Annotated in this window: 14 protein-coding genes and 1 pseudogene; 6 read left to right on the top strand and 9 right to left on the bottom strand. The window is 42.5% G+C overall.

Annotation, left to right across the window (positions count from 1 at the left end; genetic code table 11):
- Nucleotides 1-38: 38 nt before the first annotated feature.
- The 4 genes from WA1_RS17685 to dhaK all read right to left on the bottom strand — a co-directional run bounded on the left by WA1_RS17685 (nt 39) and on the right by dhaK (nt 6,790).
- On the bottom strand, nt 39-2,789 hold the full coding sequence (locus WA1_RS17685) for a PAS domain S-box protein (protein ID WP_017746266.1): 2,751 nt from the start codon (nt 2,787-2,789) through the stop codon (nt 39-41).
- Nucleotides 2,773-3,894, bottom strand: a complete 1,122-nt coding sequence (locus WA1_RS17680; protein ID WP_017746265.1) for a phosphotransferase enzyme family protein — start codon at nt 3,892-3,894, stop codon at nt 2,773-2,775. The genes WA1_RS17685 and WA1_RS17680 overlap by 17 nt, the downstream gene beginning before the upstream one ends.
- 50 nt (nt 3,895-3,944) lie before the next feature.
- Complete coding sequence (gene dhaL, locus WA1_RS17675) at nt 3,945-4,583, bottom strand: dihydroxyacetone kinase subunit DhaL (RefSeq protein ID WP_017746264.1); 639 nt, start codon at nt 4,581-4,583, stop codon at nt 3,945-3,947.
- Between the two features lie 1,133 nt (nt 4,584-5,716).
- The gene (gene dhaK, locus WA1_RS17670) at nt 5,717-6,790 is read right to left on the bottom strand and encodes a dihydroxyacetone kinase subunit DhaK (protein ID WP_017746262.1); all 1,074 of its coding nucleotides are present in this window, start codon (nt 6,788-6,790) and stop codon (nt 5,717-5,719) included.
- Nucleotides 6,791-7,910: 1,120 nt separating this feature from the next.
- Between dhaK and WA1_RS17665 the strand changes: the two genes are divergently transcribed.
- The 4 genes and pseudogenes from WA1_RS17665 to WA1_RS17655 all read left to right on the top strand — a co-directional run bounded on the left by WA1_RS17665 (nt 7,911) and on the right by WA1_RS17655 (nt 10,659).
- Entirely contained in the window at nt 7,911-8,723 is an 813-nt protein-coding gene (locus WA1_RS17665; protein ID WP_017746261.1) for an SDR family NAD(P)-dependent oxidoreductase, read from the top strand.
- A 537-nt stretch (nt 8,724-9,260) separates the two neighbouring features.
- Nucleotides 9,261-9,377: pseudogene (locus WA1_RS59895) on the top strand (GNAT family N-acetyltransferase); the annotation flags it as partial.
- A gap of 27 nt (nt 9,378-9,404) precedes the next feature.
- The gene (locus tag WA1_RS17660; protein ID WP_017746260.1) at nt 9,405-10,382 is read left to right on the top strand and encodes a DUF4351 domain-containing protein; all 978 of its coding nucleotides are present in this window, start codon (nt 9,405-9,407) and stop codon (nt 10,380-10,382) included.
- 67 nt (nt 10,383-10,449) lie between these two features.
- The gene (locus WA1_RS17655) at nt 10,450-10,659 is read left to right on the top strand and encodes a response regulator (protein ID WP_017746259.1); all 210 of its coding nucleotides are present in this window, start codon (nt 10,450-10,452) and stop codon (nt 10,657-10,659) included.
- Between the two features lie 402 nt (nt 10,660-11,061).
- Here WA1_RS17655 and WA1_RS17650 read toward each other — a convergent pair whose 3' ends face one another.
- Nucleotides 11,062-12,564 (bottom strand): aminotransferase class I/II-fold pyridoxal phosphate-dependent enzyme, encoded by a 1,503-nt coding sequence (locus tag WA1_RS17650; RefSeq protein WP_017746257.1) that lies wholly within the window; start codon nt 12,562-12,564, stop codon nt 11,062-11,064.
- 90 nt (nt 12,565-12,654) lie between these two features.
- Here WA1_RS17650 and WA1_RS17645 point away from each other — a divergent pair, with 90 nt between their 5' ends.
- Both WA1_RS17645 and ychF read left to right on the top strand, forming a co-directional pair.
- The gene (locus WA1_RS17645) at nt 12,655-12,858 is read left to right on the top strand and encodes a hypothetical protein (RefSeq protein WP_017746256.1); all 204 of its coding nucleotides are present in this window, start codon (nt 12,655-12,657) and stop codon (nt 12,856-12,858) included.
- Nucleotides 12,859-12,910: 52 nt separating this feature from the next.
- Nucleotides 12,911-14,002, top strand: coding sequence for a redox-regulated ATPase YchF (ychF, locus tag WA1_RS17640; protein WP_017746255.1), 1,092 nt, complete (start codon nt 12,911-12,913; stop codon nt 14,000-14,002).
- Between the two features lie 159 nt (nt 14,003-14,161).
- On the opposite strand, the gene WA1_RS17635 is transcribed toward ychF, so the two are convergent.
- The 4 genes from WA1_RS17635 to WA1_RS17620 all read right to left on the bottom strand — a co-directional run bounded on the left by WA1_RS17635 (nt 14,162) and on the right by WA1_RS17620 (nt 17,738).
- A complete protein-coding gene (locus tag WA1_RS17635) occupies nt 14,162-14,626 on the bottom strand; it encodes a type II toxin-antitoxin system VapC family toxin (protein WP_017746254.1) in 465 nt (154 codons plus the stop codon).
- Nucleotides 14,627-15,172, bottom strand: coding sequence for a hypothetical protein (locus WA1_RS17630; RefSeq protein WP_272819164.1), 546 nt, complete (start codon nt 15,170-15,172; stop codon nt 14,627-14,629).
- 249 nt (nt 15,173-15,421) lie between these two features.
- Nucleotides 15,422-15,799, bottom strand: coding sequence for a response regulator (locus WA1_RS17625; protein WP_017746252.1), 378 nt, complete (start codon nt 15,797-15,799; stop codon nt 15,422-15,424).
- Nucleotides 15,789-17,738: a PAS domain S-box protein gene (locus WA1_RS17620; RefSeq protein WP_017746251.1), complete on the bottom strand. Its 1,950-nt coding sequence runs from the start codon at nt 17,736-17,738 to the stop codon at nt 15,789-15,791. The genes WA1_RS17625 and WA1_RS17620 overlap by 11 nt, the downstream gene beginning before the upstream one ends.
- Between the last annotated feature and the right edge of the window lie 80 nt (nt 17,739-17,818).

The following is a 17,818-nucleotide window of genomic DNA, read 5'->3' as shown; positions in this document are numbered from 1 at the left end:
TACTCACTGGTCACTGGTCACTGGTCACTGGTCACTGGTCACCGGTCACTGGTCACGGATAACCCTTGCAACTCAATCCAAAATCGACTTCCTTGACGGGGAGCCGACTCTACACCTGCTCGTCCTCCCAACCGTTCTGCCCCTTTTCGCACTATGGCTAATCCAATTCCTGTTCCTGGGTAAGTTTCCGTGCTATGCAACCGCTCAAAAACTCCAAAAATTTGCTCCTGATAATTAGGTTCAATACCAATTCCGTTGTCTTCAATCCACAGACGCACCTGTTGCGGTGATGGAGGGGAATCTTCGCCTGTTTCTCTCGTTTCTGCCCAAACTCGAATGTGCGGTTGAATGCCCGGAGCAACAAATTTAATTGCATTTGATAATAAATTAACAATAATTTGTACTAAAATCGGGTAATGCCCGATAACACGGGGCAAGTTTTCAGCGATCGCAATGTGAGCTTGGCGATCGCGTAAATCTTTTGCTAATTGTGCCTGAGCGTCTGCTATAACTTGAGTCAATCGCACTGGAGCTAGCTTAATCTTCTCGCGACTGAGGCGGCTGTATGCTAACAAATCGTGAACTAACTCGCTCATAATCTCAGTGCCACGAAAAATCTGTTGAATATATTCTCGAGCTGTTTCATCTAAGCGATCGCCATAATCTTCAGCTAGAGCTTGAGCAAACCCTTGAATTCCTCGTAACGGTGCCCGCAGGTCATGCGCTACCGTGTAGGAGAAGGCTTCCAAGTCCTTATTGACTTCCTGAAGTTGGGCTGTGCGTTCTTCAACCCGTTGTTCTAGGGTGATATTCAGTTGTTGAAGCTCAACTTCTGCCACTTTACGGGTTGTGATGTCGGAACGAACAGCGATGTACTGATACGGTTTCCCTGCGACATCTAGAAACGGCACGATAGTGGTGGCAACCCAGTAGAAAGTACCATCCTTGGCGCGATTTTTAATTTCTCCTTGCCATACCTGTCCGCGAGTAATAGTTGCCCACAGATGCTGAAAAAATTCTTCAGAGTGATAGCCGGAGTTAACAATACGATGGTCTTGTCCAATCAATTCTTCTGGTGAGTACTGTGAAAGCTCACAGAATTTGTCGTTCACGTAGGTAATGGTTCCTTCAGTATCAGTAATGGCAACAATCGAGGAGCAATCGAGAGCAAACTTAAAGTCCGCCAAGTCTTTAAGCGTTTGCTGTAATGCCACCTCTGCCTGCTTGCGCTCGGTGATATTCCAAAACGCGCCGATACTTCCTCTAACTTGTCCGCGCTCATCAAAAAGCGGAGCAGCATACTCTAACAGCGTTAGGGTTGTGCCATCATTCCAAACCACATCAACCTCTAAATCCCGAACTTCAATCCCGCGAGCGGCTGCACGCTGTAAGGGCAGCTCCTCTGGAGGAACTTCCTGGTTATTATAATAGACCTTAAAGTTTTTTGGTCGCTCGCCTTCTGGCGCACTTAAAGAAGCATTTGCAGTTGGAGGAATGGCTAACATTTGAGCAAATGCTGAGTTGATCCGAATTTTTTGACACTGGGGGTCTTCAGCGATGCCAACACCGATTGGAATGACTTCTAATAGCGTTTGAGACTCTGCCAACTGTCGCTGGAGTTCCTGATTCAAATTCAGAATTTCTTTCTCGGCTTGCTTCCGTTCCGTCACATCGATCGCTGTTACAATTACCAACTTTCTGCCATCAGGCAATATATGAAGCGGAGCAGTATGGAAATCCCAAATGCGAGTCGCGCCTGTGCGGGTTGTAAGGGCATATTCTCCCATAGCCGTTCGCTGGGTGAGGGGATACTGACTTTGAATTGCAGAGCGCACTTCGTCTTTACGATCGCCGTAAGCTTTTTCTGTCCACACTTCAAGCGTGGGAATGTCTTCAAGGTGATAGCCTGTAATCTCTGTCCAGACATGATTAATCTGCAATACCTCACCATCTTCGGTGTGAAGCATGATTGGCAAGGGAGCATTCAGCAAAGCAGAGTGCAATCGTTCCTCACTCTCCCGCAAGGCTTGTATGGCTCGTGTTTGCTCAACGAGCGACCAGAGGCGAGAAACCGTGTTTTGGAGCAGTGCCACTTCATGGGGTTGCCACTCTCGAACAGTCCTGGCATTGATGGCAAGAACTGCCACCCAACGTCCTTCATGGATGCAGGGAACTCCAACAAAGGCACGAATGTCTCTTTGGGCATAATTATTTGCGAAAGGGGCGGTGTAGGTATAGATCGCTACGTCTGAGGCGACAGCAGGTTGACCTGCGTGGTAATGCTTTACCATATCTGGCAGAAGGAATTCTGACAAGCGATAAACTCCAACAACGCTCGGAATATCCTCTTGACGCCGCCAGTCTTGCTTGACGATCGATACATCTTCTTGCAAATTCACTTCGTGCCACACACAGCGATCGACCTTGAGATACTCGCCCAGACGGCTTACTGCTTCCCACACCATTGCATCCGCATTACTAAGTTGTCGCAACCGCAAATCGAGTTCGTTGAGGAATTGCTCGTTGAGTTCGGCTAATTTGCGATCGTTTACATCTTGTGGGGTAGCATAGCTCAAATGTTCGTTGACTGCTGTCTGTTGTCTGTTGAGTTTACTCAGCCATAAGGCGTTGCCGACAAAAGCAAAACAGATTGCTGTTAGCATCAGCATACTCTTCAAAACGTTGATGTCCAAAATCCAGTCAATCAGGACAAGGTAACCAACACTAGCAACAAACGCTGCTATTACTTTCGCTCCATTCTGTAAGAAGGGCTTAACGAAAATACTCATTAATATCCTGAATGATTTTACGAATCGTTGTTTCCCGAGTTTCAATACTCTCAGTCAGTTTAAATTGGACAAGTGCTCTAGTTAGATTGTGTTCTGAATGCTTGACTTTAAAGTAAATATTTCCTGCTAAATAGTCAGCAAAAAATCTTAACCCTAACTCAAAAGAAATGAGACGAATTGCGTCGTATATATAGATATAATCTTTTTCAAGCAGAAATTCTTTGGCTACAGAGAGATATCCTTGGAGAATTCCCTGACATAAATCTGTATCGAAATAAACGCTTTCCCATTTCTCAGTTTCTTCTCCAGCCGGATTGCACCCAGAGCGCAAGCAGTCTCCAATGTCGTAATGCACGAGACCGGGCTTAACGGTGTCTAGGTCAATCACGCTGGCAGCTTGTTGAGTATCGGTATCAAACATCACATTATTGATTTTGGGATCGCCGTGTATGAGACGCAATGGTAACTCACCTGTCGCTTTAGCCTTTTCTAGAACCTCTGCCCAAAGTTGGCGATCGCTAACAAACTGCAAGCAATATTGAACTTCCGGTGATTTCTGAGGATTAGTTTTTGCTAAAACCTGGTGATAGTGTTGAAGATAGAGGGGGGTAATGTGGAACCCTTCTAGGGTATCAGCAAGTTTTTCAGGGGGCAAGTCGCTGATGAGGTTGTGAAACATACCCAAGGCATAGCCGATTTCTTCTGCTTGTTGCACATTTTGCATGGTATCAAAAGACTGCGTACCTTCAATAAAGCTAATCGCCCGCCAAAATGAGCCGTTGGCATCCCTCCAGTAATCACGTACATCTTTTGTTACCAGTACTCGTGGCATTTCCCAACGACGATTGAGGGGGGTACGTTTTAAGCGATTGCGAATATGCTCTGTAAAAGTACGCATATTCTGCATAATCAGTTCTGGTTGACGAAACACCTGCGTGTTGATGCGTTGCAAGACAAAGTGCTTTTCCTCTTGAGAATCTAGAGTTACCAGAAATGTATCATTGATATTACCACTGCCAAACGCTTGAACACTCATCACCCTTCCTTTCAAAGCGAATCGCTCGGCAATAGCAGTTAAATTATCTGTATCTCGTTTTGCGGTCATGTTGGGGTTTAATCAGTGCTACTGAACAGTTATAGCTGTTAACTTTTACTTTATGCTCCACAACTTTGCAGCACTTCTAATAAACTCTTTAACATTAAGTAAGATGAAGTAGCACCTGGGTCTTGATGTCCCACACTTCGCTCTCCTAAATAACTAGCCCGTCCCTTTTTAGCCAGCATGGGAGTTGTGTCGTGCATTCCCCGTTCACCTGCGGCGACAGCTTCCTGCATTGCTTGGATAGAATTCTTACCCTCACCTATAGCGTTTTGAAAAGCAGCGACAGATGGAGAGAGGACATCCAGCATTGTTTTGTCTCCCAGTTGCGCCTTACCTCTTTGAACAACACCATCTAAACCCGCTTGTAACATTGCCAGCAAATCCCCCTCACTCAGTTCTTCTTTGCCAGCAACAGCTGTACTTGCTCTTAAAAAGAGAGTGCCATAAAGGGGTCCACTCGCACCCCCAACTGACGAAATGAGAGTCATGCTAACGGTCTTCAAAAGACTACCGATATCCTTATTTGCTACAGTGGGCAACTGACTCATCACTTTTTTAAATCCACGATCCATGTTAATACCATGGTCGGCATCACCAATTGCCGCATCTAATTCTGTCAAATAATCCTTATTCTTTTCTATCTCGTTAGTAAAGTGCTGCAACCACTTGAAAATCTGCTCTTTTGTTACCATAACCTATCTGTACCCACAAAGCCCCGCACAAAATCAAATATTAATTATCTTAAATCTTTTAGGAAACCCTACGGGCTTTTATAGTAGGCTTTAATTTACGATTTTGAATTAAACACGTAGATTTTTGTAACAAAATAATTACACAATGTCACACTGTTGACGGAACTAAACTTCTGTAGGACTTACGCACGCTCTACGGATTCTTGGCGCTCTTGGCGTCTTGGCGGTTCGATAAATCAAGGTTTCTAGCAATTTTTGCGTAAGTCCTGTTCTGATGATACTAAGTTATCTAACCAGTATAGGGTGAAAAATATGGTGAAAAATAAAAAGTATCGGAAGTAAAAAAAAAGTTATCAATAAAGATAATCCAAAATCTTTTACGAGAACAGAGATTATAGTAAAAATCACAAAGAAAGGTAAAACTAATCTAGGAAAATATGAGAATACCTGCATTAATATCCCACTTATGCTTAATGCTACTTTAGGTAAAACTGTAGAGGCGGTAGCTACACTAGGACTGGTAAGCACAATAGTAAAGCTGAATAAGCCCAAGAAGTGATAGATGGACTTGCCACTAAAACTCCGAAACTTAAATACTGGTATGGTTTTCATATAATTATACCTGTTGCGAAAGAAAATATACAGCTAATAACAGTTAACTAGCGGAATATATATTTAGGATTCCTATTTGATTTTTGAAATATACCTAGGTAAAGCTAAAGCCCATCACATAAGGCTTTTGTGTAGCATAGCCCTACCGACAGTACTGAACGTGAGTTCGACGAAGCACTCATCAGACCTCACCCCAAACCCCTCTCCTCACGTAAACTTATAGCCATTTTCAGGTAAATAGACCATAGCCGTAGGGGCGCAAGGCATTGCGCCCCTACCAACGATGTGGTTCATTTAGGTGAAAACTGCTGTAAAAGCTTGGTAGATTAAGCACCTATTAGAATATGACCTAATTGCGGTAGAGTTGCCATGAATAAGACTCTTTACCCCTTTTACTAAGTGCTTTTCTTGGTCTTACCTAATAAAATTTATACCACATTAAATTTTTCTCTGAAATATTGGTAATAAATTGAAATATTGTTTTACAAAATTTAACTAAGTAAGAGCGTATGTCATATAGCTCAAACTCCCCACCGCAAACTTGGGGTTTTTACAGGTGCGTCCCATAACCGAACCATTTCATCATCTATCTTTAGTAAGGTAATAGAACAACCTTGCATCTCTAAAGAAGTGATATAAGGTCCAATCAGGTTGCGTACAATATGCAATCCCTTTTTCTTGCAGATTTCCGCGAGTTTGCGGTAAACAAGGTACAGTTCGCTCAGGGGAGTACCACCCATCCCGTTCACAAACGCTAGAATGCGATCCCCGTTTTGAAAACTGGGATCGATGAGTTCTACATCTACCCATTCACCTTTCTCTTCATCCCATTCCCGTACTGTACGGCTGTAAGGCGTGTCCTCAATAATAGAGAGCGCCAGCATTTCCGTTATCTCATCCACAGATACAAAAGCTCTGCGTTCTCTTCCCGGTTCGCCATGGATGCCAATACCCATTTCTATTTCGCGATCGCCCAGTTCAAAAGTCGGTGTCCCTTTAGCAGGAACGGTGCAAGAACTCAGTGCGATCCCCATACTACGACCATTCAAATTCACTTGGCGACACAAATCTACAACTTTCTGTAGATCGTATCCTTGTTGTGCTGCCGCACCAACAATTTTTTCTGCCAATACAGTTGTCCCCACGCCTCGGCGTCCCTGAGTATATAAGCTATCTTTAACTGCGACATCATCATCTATAAGAATATTGAGCACTCGGATACCTTCACTGCGGGCTAATTCCGTTGCCATCTCAAAATTCATGATATCGCCACTGTAGTTTTTAACGATATAAACGATACCAGCCCCTCCATCGACTTTCTTAGCAGCTGCCAACATTTGGTCGGGGGTAGGAGAAGTAAAAACCTCCCCAGGACAAGCAGCATCTAACATTCCCAAACCGACAAACCCTGCGTGCATTGGTTCGTGACCGCTACCTCCACCAGAAATAATTGCGACTTTTCCTGTTACGGGTGCATCTACTCTGTAGACAACAGTAGGGTCATAGTCAACTTTGATGAAATCGGGATGTGCTGCAGCCATTCCTTCTAAACTTTCGCGGACAAAATCTTCAGGTTTATTAATAAGTTTTTTCATGGTTTAGTCATTCTTTATTTAGAGGTTGCTACAACCCAGAATAAATCACTGTTGCTCTTTGGTGATTTATGAGAAATTTATTAAGTTGTGTAACAGTAAAAAATTCTTGTTAAGAAATGTTGCTGATAATTGATCCCTTTGCTACCTTATCCCTATGTAGTTAATTCTGGTAAATACTCGTATTTAGCAGAGGTGTTATTTATGCTCTATGTCAATCGTGGTTTTACAGTTATTCTTTCTCGCAGAATTGTCTGAAAAATGTTCTGTTTGAGATGCAATTTTGTAGCAAAGGGGTTAGAATTTGTAACTTAATTCCTAGCAAAATCTACTCAGAACTACACAATTTTAGGGAGGTTTTGCTATGCTTGATATGCGTCTTGCTAATACGAGTTAGTGATGCCTAGTTGGTCGTGAAGATCAAAAAGCCCATCCTACGAATTAGCTACAAACAATCAAATATTTTTAAGTCTTGTACTGAGTATTCAGTATCTCTAACTGGGGATTAGTGGTCAAGGAACCTGAGTCACGAGGCAATGGAACCAAGCAGCAATGCACTTCTAATCGAGCAAACTTACACCGTAGAGTTGGGTCTGGACAGATTTATCCACTTGTTGGTAGTTTTGTCTAGACTTTTAGAAGCGGTTTTCATAGCAGTCGTTAAGTACACGAACCACAGTATTTATGATCTTGTGGAACGGGCGTCTCCGCCCGTTCATTCCGGAAAGAGCGGGCGAGGACGCCCGTTCCACAAGAGTTAGCGGAGAGAGCGGGCGAGGACGCCCACCCACAAGAGTTAGCCTTACTAAGACCGTGCAAGTTAAAGAATTATGAGTTTACGATCGGTCTAGCTTGAAAAAGGCAGTGGGGAGTGAGGAGCAGGGAGTAGGGGAAGAAGGGATTTTCCCATGATAGCTGGCTAGATACGTATCTGAAGTCTCTTGAATGCGCTAATAGCAAGATTTTTCCTAAGTTTCTTGCTATTAGCGGTTGTGTGTAACTTTTCCCTCAATTGCAAGTATTTCCTATCTCTCTCTACGACAAGTGCATTCTTTGACAAAATTCTTCAACTCGCAAAGTGTGTACTAACGAGAGTGAGATTTTAACTTTGTAGGATTTAACTATGAATATTCAAGGCAAAACAGTTCTGATTACTGGAGCTTCACGAGGCATTGGGCGAGCGATCGCGATTGAATTTGCAAAGCAAGGAGTCAAATGTCTGTTATTGGTGGCTAGAGATGTGACTCGATTGGCTGAAGTGGCTTCTGAAATAGAGATGCTTGGTGTGAAAGCATATGCTATGGCTTTAGATTTGTCTCAAGTGGTGGAAGTGAATGTTGCGATCGCTCAAGCTTGGCGGAATTACGGGCCTATTGACGTGCTTGTCAATTGTGCTGGAGTAGCCCATCAAACACCCTTCCTCAACTCTCGATTGTTAAACGTGCAAGCAGAAATATCTGTGAATCTAGTTGGTATGTATACCATGACTCGTCTAGTTGCCCGACGTATGGCTGTACAACGTTCGGGAACTATTGTTAATGTTTCTAGTTTGATGGGTAAAGTTGCTGCACCAACTATGGCAACCTATTCAGCGACAAAATTTGCAATTCTAGGCTTCACTCAAGCTTTGCGAGGTGAGCTAGCACCATACAATATTCGAGTTGCTGCGTTGTTACCTTCTTTAACTGACACCGATATGGTGAGAGATTTAGAGTGGTTTCGGTGGGTTATACCTATGACTCCCCAACAGGTAGCTCAAGCACTTGTTAGAGGGCTACAAAGAGATTCACCTGAAATCTTGGTGGGCTGGCAAAGTCATATTGCTGTGTGGTGCGATCGTCTTGCACCTTGGTTGCTGGAAAAGGTTTTACAAATGGCTTCTCCGCTTTCTCCAGAAAAACAACTGCGCTATCAGAGATGGAGGAATGCTAGGTAAGGATAGAAGCTCATTTACTTGACGCCAAGAAATTCTTGGCGTCTTAGGGACTTCTATACTTCCCACGGGTATAGATTGAGCTTTTCAACCCAAGTGTAGGGGCGCAAGGCATTGCGCCCTTACAAAGGATGTTGTTCATATAATTCAGCGATTGGAAACGTTTGCCCTGCTTTCACTTGGCGAAGAGAATCCTTCAAATCTGCCAGAATTTGCTCGTTAGGCTCTGCTTCATCAACTTGCCCAAGCTCGTTTGCAAGAGCGAAACACGATTTCAGGAGATCTTCCCAAACCTCTAAAGGTACTAAGACGCTTATCGTTTTACCTTGAGCATTGGTGACATGTTGTTAGATCTGACACAACCTTGGGTTGACGAACATGAGTAAACCTGGAATATAAAAAGTTATGGAACCGCAGATGCACGCAGATGCACGCAGATAAATTTGTACTAATCTACAAGTGAGAACTGCTATAGTTTAGATTACACGCTGAATTTCGAGCTTTTATAGCGCGATAAGCTGGGTACAGCTTGCGCTTCGCGATCGCACGCGTTCGTTTTACGCAAAATGTGGTTATGAAGAAGAAGCTTGCATTCGAGACTTCTACACGACGGGTGCTGATAAGATTGTGTTTCGCAAAGTTTTAAATGCGAACTAGAAAATAAAGACCAGACCAAATTCAATTATGACCTCTGAAAGAAAAAGAGCTGATAATGATTCACCATGGAAAGAAATTTTAGAAGCCTACTTTCCGCAAGCAATGCAATTTTTCTTCCCGCAAACAGCCGCATTAATTGACTGGACGCGCCCTTACGAATTTTTAGACAAGGAATTTCAGCAAATTGCACGCGACGCCGAAGTTGGTAGACGATATGCAGATAAGTTGGTGAAAGTCTGGCAACTGCAAGGAGAGGAAATGTGGTTGTTGATACACGTAGAAGTTCAAGCTAGCCCGGAAGATGACTTTGCACAAAGAATGTTTTCCTACAACTTGCGGATCTTCGACCGCTTCGGCAAACCTGCTATCAGTTTAGCCATTTTGTGCGATGCCGACCCCGAATGGCGACCAAATCGGTATAGTTTTCGCTACCCTAACACTCGGCTGAAATTTGAATTTGGTATTGTCAAGCTTCTGGATTACCAAAACCGTTGGGCAGAGTTAGAAGCGAGTGACAATCCATTTGCCACAGTGGTGATGGCACACTTAAAAATGCAACAAACAACGAAAAAGCCCCAGGAAAGGAAAAGTTGGAAATTTAGCTTGATAAGACGGTTGTATGACTTGGGATGGCAAGAGAAAAAGATTCGGAACCTCTACAGATTTATTGATTGGATTATGATATTACCAGATGGATTAGAAGCAGAGTTTTGGCAGGAATTTAAGCAATTTGAGCAGGAGCGTCGGATGAGTTACATTACCACAGGTGAGCGCATTGGCTACGAGCGCGGAAAGAGCGAAGGCAAGATTGAAGGAGAGCTTGAAGGCGAACAAAAGCTTATTCTACGGCAACTACGAAGACGAGTAGGGGAATTACCACAAGCACTCATCGACAGCGTTCAAACCCTTTCAGTTACACAATTAGAATCACTAGGCGAAGCTTTGTTAGATTTTACAGCCATGGAAGACTTGCTCGACTGGTTAGACGCCAATCGCACAGCATAAGGTAAGTTGTTGGGAAGTTCTACTGAAGCTAGACTCCCAAGACTCAATAGCTCTACAATCCAAGTTGATGTTTTTTCCAAGCTTTCGGATTGATAACATACAACCAAAGCGTCGCGTTATTGCCTTAGAAGCCAACCAACCGCGCTATCGAATTCTGGTAGTAGACGATCGCTGGGAAAATCGCCAACTGATGATGCAACTACTGTCACCTTTAGGTTTTGAGGTAGAACAGGCGAGTCATGGGTTGGAAGCGATCGCTCTTTGGGAACACAAGTAACAAAAAAGGACGTAGACATAAATTAAATGGAATGATTTCAGTGGATGCTGTAACAGGTGAAGAATATTTAAAATTAACAGAAAAATCAAAAACTGAAGATGTATCTAATAAATGTGCTTTACTTGCTAGTGACTGTGTTAAACAGGGTGTGAAATAAGATACTGTGATTTTGGATAATTTACATAATACATTTTTGGTAATCTTCTAGCGGGAAGGTGTCAAACAGCACCGCAATTTACCTTGTCACTTTTCTGCATATCGGGAAATAATCCAGTGATTTATTGACTAACATCGCAAATACGCCGAACTCAGATATTTAACGGAATTATTAGACTTCTTGCAAAATTAGAACCCAGACTTTTTTGAGAAGTCCGAAATTCAGACACTGTGAATTTTCACAAATCAAATCGGATTGCTATATATAATTTTAACTACCTTCAATTTGTGGAAACTGCTATCTGCACACCCACTAATAAAACCGCCTGTGAGTTGAATGTATTGAAGATAATCTAAAGCTGATTTGGTAATAATTTCTCCTGGCATGAGAACGGGAATTCCTGGAGGATAAGGACAAACAATTTCGGCACAAATGCGTTCTGTTGTTTCTTCTAATGGTAAAGTTTCTGTTGCTGCAAAGAAAGCTTCACGGGGTGAAAGACACAAAGAGTTATCAAAGTATTTCCATTCAGATGACACAGAAAAACTCCGATCGCCACTCCCTACTCCCCACTCCCTACTCCCTCTTTTTCTAGCAAGGGTTGTGAAGGCTTGCACTAATTTCTCTATATCTTCTTGGGTGTTTCCCAAACTAATAATAAATGTCAGATGTTGCAGGGAGGAAAATTCAGCAGTAACCCCTAACTTGTCATTAAGAATTTCTTCTGCTTCAAAGCCAGTTAAACCTAAATCAGAAACGGTGACGGTTAAGCGTGTTTTGTCTAAGGCGTTCGCTCCTTGAAGAGGAGGGTTGGTAGAAATTTCTAAAACTGACAATCCAGGAATTTGACTGATACGGCTTCTGGCATTTTCTGCTAGTTCTAATGTATGGGACATTAACTGTTTGCCATGCAGTGCCATTTGTTGACGTGCTGCATCAAGAGAGGCTAACAGTATATAACTGGGGCTGGTGGACTGCACGAGTTGCAAAGCTTTGCTCACTCGGTCAGGATCTATCCTGTTACCCTGAATGTGCAGCATGGATGCTTGTGTCATTGCACCGAGGACTTTATGTATGGATTGCACTGTTAAATCTGCACCAGCTGCTAGGGCTGGTGTGGGAAGTTGGGGATGAAAGGCAAAGTGTGCGCCATGGGCTTCATCTACAAGTAGGGGAATGTTATGTTGATGGGCAAGGGATGCGATCGCTCTCACATCTCCACAAACACCGTAGTATGTGGGGTATACCATAAACACCGCCTTAGCGTCTGGATGCTGTTCTAGTGCTGTTTGTACGGCGTTGGGGGTGATGCTGTGGGCAATATCTAAAACGGCGTCGTATTCTGGATAAACGAAAATGGGGATTGCACCAGAGAGAATTAAGCCTGCGATCGCAGAAGAATGAACGTTGCGAGGTAATATAATTTTATCTCCGGCTCCACAGGTAGCCAAAATTGCTGCTTCAATACCGCAAGTAGAGCCATTCACCAGAAACCAAGTTTGTGAAGCACCAAATGCTTCTGCAGCCAGTTGTTGTGCTTGATGGATAACACCACTGGGTGAAAAAAGATTATCGAGTTCTGCGAGTTCTGGCAAATCAGCACGAAAGACAGATTGACCGAAAACATGAGTCAATGATGGAGAAATTCCTTGTCCCCGCTTGTGTCCTGGCGTGTAAAAGGGAGCATGAGGACGTTCTGCACAAGCTTTTAAAGTGTCTAGCAGGGGTGTTTGATTTTGATCGAGCATAGCTGGGCAGATATGTTTTTAGGAAGATGTCGTTAGCATCTAATGTTATCTAGGTTGGGAATGATAGATAATAATTTCAGCAGGTACAATATGATTTATCCCGATCCCGGACTCTTACCAAATGTTCCCCTGACTCCCGACCCAGTACCCCAGCCAATACCAGGACCAGTCCCGGAACCAGTACCCAGCCCCGCACCGGAACCAGTACCCGCACCCGTACCGGAACCAGTACCCGCGCCTATTCCTCAGCCAGTACCGGGACCAATTCCTCAAACAGTTCCCGGTCCTGTATGAGCAGCTAAGCTACTATAATCTAGAATCCAAAATCTAAAATCCAAAATCCAAAATGCTACGAGCCGGAATTGTCGGACTCCCTAACGTTGGAAAATCGACTTTATTTAATGCCGTGGTTGCTAATGCTAAAGCAGAAGCAGCCAATTTTCCCTTTTGTACCATTGAACCGAATGTCGGCGTTGTTGCTGTACCAGATGAACGGTTAGATGTTTTATCAAAAATTTCCTCCTCAAAACAAATCGTTCCGGCGCGTGTAGAGTTTGTCGATATTGCCGGTTTGGTTAAAGGTGCTAGCCAGGGCGAGGGGCTGGGTAACCAATTTTTGTCTCACATTCGAGAAGTGGATGCGATCGTTCACGTGGTACGTTGTTTTGAGAATGACGACATTATCCACGTTGCTGGTTCAGTCGATCCAGTACGGGACATTGAAATTATCAGTCTGGAACTTGGGTTAGCTGATTTAGCTCAAGTTGAGCGGCGGATAGAACGCACCCGCAAACAAGCCCGATCTAGCAAAGAAGGACAAATTGAATTAGCATTGTTGGAAAAAATAGCCGCTGCATTAAATGAAGGGAAATCAGCGCGACAGGTGAGTTTAACTGAAGAAGAAGCTGAAATAGTTAAACCACTGGAATTACTGACTGCAAAACCCATTATTTATGCTGCTAACGTGTCGGAAGATGACCTTGCCACAGGTAATGAATATGTAGAAAGAGTGCGGCAAGTTGCAGCCCAAGAAAATGCACAAGTTGTGGTTGTTTCTGCTCAGGTGGAATCAGAGTTGGTTGAGTTACCAGAAGAAGAAAGAGCGGAATTTTTGTCATCTTTAGGAGTAGAAGAAGGTGGTTTAAAATCGTTAATTCGTGCTACCTATACTCTGTTAGGTTTGCGGACTTATTTCACGACTGGGGAAAAAGAAACTCGTGCTTGGACTATTACAGCCGGGATGTCAGCACCGCAAGCCGCAGGTGTCATTCACAGTGATTTTGAACGCGGATTTATTCGTGCAGAAACAGTTGCTTATAATGATTTGGTGGCATCTAATTCGATGAGTGGTGCGAAGGAGAAAGGTTTAGTTCGCAGTGAAGGAAAAGAGTACATCGTTCAAGAAGGCGATGTTCTGTTGTTCCGTTTTAACGTATAAGTTATAGTGGCCAGTGACCAATGACCAGTGACCAGTGACCAGTGACCAGTGACCGTAACCTCGTTCCCAGGCTCTGCCTGGGAATGACTTAGGGGCAGATCCAAGCCTAATTCATACAATCGTCTAGTTTGGTTCCAGGTAAACTTCTTATTTAATTTTTTAAGACACGATACCGTTTAAAGTTTGCGCCCAATCTACTACAATCAACCTTGGTTTCACAAAACATGATATGTGCTTAACGTTGGTTGTTATAATGGTGACTTCATCGAAATTCGGCAATTGAAGAATAGCTTGAGACGCAAGAATTACATCTATATCCAAACTATCTTTACTTGCTGTTGGTTTCCCTTGGTTTCGTAGTTCTGCCCATAGTTCAGCTGCCTGTCGCATCGTTTCATTAGTCAACGGAATAAGGAATTGACTAAGCTTATCAAGACGCTCAATACTTTTCTGTTTCTTTCCCCTAATCAGTTCACGCCTAAGTTCGTAGTCAACTATTTCTGGTACTCGTATAACAATGCCAGATTCTTGCAAGGAATGTAACCATTGTTTAACTCTCGGATCTCCTTTTGGGTGTGTTACTTCGCTTAGTGGGTGCGAATCCAGTAGTACGGCTCTTTTCATCTATTTTTCAACCAACCGATTCTGGTTAAGCCCTGCCTTAATCTCAGGAAGTACCGTTTCGTCGTACCCAGAGTCATCAGACATCCATTCGTCAACAAGCTCTATAATTCTTTCTAAAGAATCATCTTCTTCCAAAGAGGACTTGGACTTCTCTTCGTCTACTATCTGTTCAATATTAGACGCGAATAAAAGCCGATATTCTTCCCGCAAATCCGTTCGTTGTTTAGCAACAACTGTATATTCCCTAAAAGTTTTCAGGACTTCGGAAAGGTGTGGCTGCCGTGAAGCAAGTAGTCTTTTGAAGGCAAAATCTTTTAAAATCTCTAGACTTTTTTGCCCTTCGTCAGCAAGTGCTCTTAAAATCTCTATATCTTCTATCGCAAGGAGAGCACTTTTTTGGATGCTTTCCCAATTGTCTTGCTCAGCTTGTGATAATTTTTCTGTAATTAATACGTCAACTTTTACCCTAACAGCTTGCAATTCCTGCAAAGAAAGGGCATCTAATTGCTGATTAATCGCGTCAAACTCTGATGTCTTGGGCATCATATCACAATTCGTACACTTCTCTTCTATGTTATCTTAAACTCATCATAGCCATAAATTTGTGGTGATTGCGGATGCTCTGTAGCCTATAACGCACACGCACTCGCGTTCGCGAACGCGCTCTTTGCGTCTTTGCGGTTCATTTAAATAGGTAATCTTTGGGTGGAAAGGGAGTAACTCTCTATCCCCATTCCCCATTGCCCCTTATCCCCAGAGGGGGCCCCGAGTTCCCCATTCCCCATTCCCTATTCCCTATTCCCACAAAAGAATCTCTCGAATCCGCTCGATTAAATCAAGAGCATCGAAGGGCTTAGTAATGATTCCAGCTACACCCAAGTTGCGGAACTGCTGTTGTTCGCTAATCATGGCTTTTGCTGTTAGAAAAATAGTTGGAATGTGGTTTGTTAACTCGTTTGCCTGTAATTTTTTTAAAGTTGTAGGACCATCCATATCAGGCATCATCACATCTAAAAGAATTGCATCAGGTTGTTTAGTTTCAGCTATCGCTAATCCTTCTTTACCGCGAGGGGCTGTGAAAACATCCCAACCTCCTATAGTTTCTAAACAGACTTGAACGAGTTCTCGCACACCTTCTTCGTCATCAATTACCAAAATTGTCTTAGTTGTCATCTTTTTTATCCTCTGCTTTTAGCCCAGGTACTGTAAAGTAAAAAATACTGCCTTTTCCTTCAGTGCTTTCAACCCAAATCTTGCCGTTGTGTTCGCGTATAATATTGCGACAAATCGCTAGCCCCAAACCCGTTCCTCCTTTTGCACGAGAGTCGGAAGCATCAACTTGCTGAAATCGCTCAAAAATACATTCTAATTTGTTAGCAGGAATGCCCCTTCCTTGGTCTTTAACTTTGAATAATACATAATTACAATGACTTGATGTGGCAATCGGATAGGATTCTACAGTCAACTCAACGATTGAACCTTTCTCTGAAAATTTGATGGCATTACTCAGTAGGTTTGTAAGCACTTGAATAATACGCTCGCCAGCCGCATCTAGTTCAATATTTTGAGGAAAAACTGATAGAGTGATGCCAGCATTATTTGCCATTGTTTGCATCATTTCTGTGGCTTTGAGCATTAACTGACCTGCATGACAGCGCTGTTTAACCCAATTGATTGCGCCTGATGTCAAACGCTCTAAATCGAGAATATCATTCACCAAGCTTATCAAACGCTCCGAGCCATCTGCCGCAATTTGAATGACTCGCTTACCTTTGTCAGACTGAACATTCAGCTTACCACTTAATAGCAAACTTAAAGAACCTTGAATTGAGGTTAAAGGTGTGCGAATTTCGTGACTGACAACGGAAATAAATTCGTCTTTCATTCGTTCTATCATATTTCTTTCAGTAATGTCTTTAAAGGTAATCACGGCTCCAGCAGTTTCGTCATTTTCAATAATGGGTGTGCTGACATATTCAACGGGAAAACTAGAGCCATCTTTTCGTAAAAACTCTTCCTTTGTTACATTTTGAACTGTCCCATTTTTCAATGATTGGTAAATGGGACTTTTGTTATTATATTTTGTATGATTTAGAATTATGTCTATTGGTTGTTCGATAAGTTCTTCCACTTGATAGCCGAGCATTTTTGATGCGGCTGGATTAATAAATATTGTTTTCCCATCTCGATTTATTCCATAAATTCCTTCACCCGCTGATTGCAAAATGAGTTGATTTTGATGGTAAAGGTTGGCTATTTTCTCTTCTGCTTGTTTGCGTTCTGTAATATCACGAATAATATGTAAAAAACCTATAATATTTCCTTCGCTATCATCGACAAAAGTATTAATTGTTTCTCCAATGAATTTTTCACCATTTTTTCGATAATAATTTTCTATATTGTTTTGAAATTTTCTTTGAAAACATTGAATTTTACAACATGAAATTTCTTCTTCTGATTTGTGACATAAAAATTGATATTTTTTACCAATAAGTTCTTCGGGTTCATAACCAAATACAGTGCTGACTGCAGGGTTTGCTATAGTAATCAGCCCATCCTTATTAACGAAAATAATGACATCTGGTATGGCTCGAAAGATAGCTGCAAATTCTCCCTCTCTTTTCCGCAGCAATTTCTCAGTCTGCTGATGTTCTTTAATTTGTTTTTGCAGAAATTTGTTACTATCTGCAAGTCTTTCTGCTTGTTGTTTGATCTCAGCCGTTTTCTTAAACAATTCAATAAAAACGACTACCTTGGATATTAATATTTCTGGTACAATTGGTTTGAGCATATAATCTACTGCCCCAACTGAATAACCTTGAAAAATGAAGTTTTCGCTTCTACTATAAGCCGTTAAAAAAATAATAGGGGTATTTTGGTTTCTTTGACGGGTTCTAATAATTTCTGCTGTTTCAAATCCGTTGAGACCGGGCATATGGACATCAAGTAGGATAACAGCAAAATCCATTTGGAGAATGTACTTCAATGCTTCTTCTCCCGATGTGGCTGTGACTAAATTCTGTTCTAAAGTCTCTAGTGTTGCCACGAGAGCTAGTAGATTTTCTGGGCGATCGTCAACAAGAAGAATGTTGACTTTCTGTTCGGTATACATAAATTTTTTCCTTATTTGTTCTGTTAGGTTGGTCAGATCCCCGACTTCTTAAAGAAGTCGGGGATCTTGCATCAAGCCTG

Source organism: Scytonema hofmannii PCC 7110 (assembly GCF_000346485.2).
GTDB lineage: Bacteria > Cyanobacteriota > Cyanobacteriia > Cyanobacteriales > Nostocaceae > Scytonema > Scytonema hofmannii.
This window is presented reverse-complemented; position numbering and strand designations above follow the sequence as displayed.

Bases quoted from the DNA above. Each gene is read 5' to 3' on its own strand.
- WA1_RS17685 (WP_017746266.1), bottom strand. From the start codon at position 2,789: ATGAGTATTTTCGTTAAGCCCTTCTTACAGAATGGAGCGAAAGTAATA.
- WA1_RS17680 (WP_017746265.1), bottom strand. From the start codon at position 3,894: ATGACCGCAAAACGAGATACAGATAATTTAACTGCTATTGCCGAGCGA.
- dhaL (WP_017746264.1), bottom strand. From the start codon at position 4,583: ATGGTAACAAAAGAGCAGATTTTCAAGTGGTTGCAGCACTTTACTAAC.
- dhaK (WP_017746262.1), bottom strand. From the start codon at position 6,790: ATGAAAAAACTTATTAATAAACCTGAAGATTTTGTCCGCGAAAGTTTA.
- WA1_RS17665 (WP_017746261.1), top strand. From the start codon at position 7,911: ATGAATATTCAAGGCAAAACAGTTCTGATTACTGGAGCTTCACGAGGC.
- WA1_RS17660 (WP_017746260.1), top strand. From the start codon at position 9,405: ATGACCTCTGAAAGAAAAAGAGCTGATAATGATTCACCATGGAAAGAA.
- WA1_RS17655 (WP_017746259.1), top strand. From the start codon at position 10,450: ATGTTTTTTCCAAGCTTTCGGATTGATAACATACAACCAAAGCGTCGC.
- WA1_RS17650 (WP_017746257.1), bottom strand. From the start codon at position 12,564: ATGCTCGATCAAAATCAAACACCCCTGCTAGACACTTTAAAAGCTTGT.
- WA1_RS17645 (WP_017746256.1), top strand. From the start codon at position 12,655: ATGATTTATCCCGATCCCGGACTCTTACCAAATGTTCCCCTGACTCCC.
- ychF (WP_017746255.1), top strand. From the start codon at position 12,911: ATGCTACGAGCCGGAATTGTCGGACTCCCTAACGTTGGAAAATCGACT.
- WA1_RS17635 (WP_017746254.1), bottom strand. From the start codon at position 14,626: ATGAAAAGAGCCGTACTACTGGATTCGCACCCACTAAGCGAAGTAACA.
- WA1_RS17630 (WP_272819164.1), bottom strand. From the start codon at position 15,172: ATGATGCCCAAGACATCAGAGTTTGACGCGATTAATCAGCAATTAGAT.
- WA1_RS17625 (WP_017746252.1), bottom strand. From the start codon at position 15,799: ATGACAACTAAGACAATTTTGGTAATTGATGACGAAGAAGGTGTGCGA.
- WA1_RS17620 (WP_017746251.1), bottom strand. From the start codon at position 17,738: ATGTATACCGAACAGAAAGTCAACATTCTTCTTGTTGACGATCGCCCA.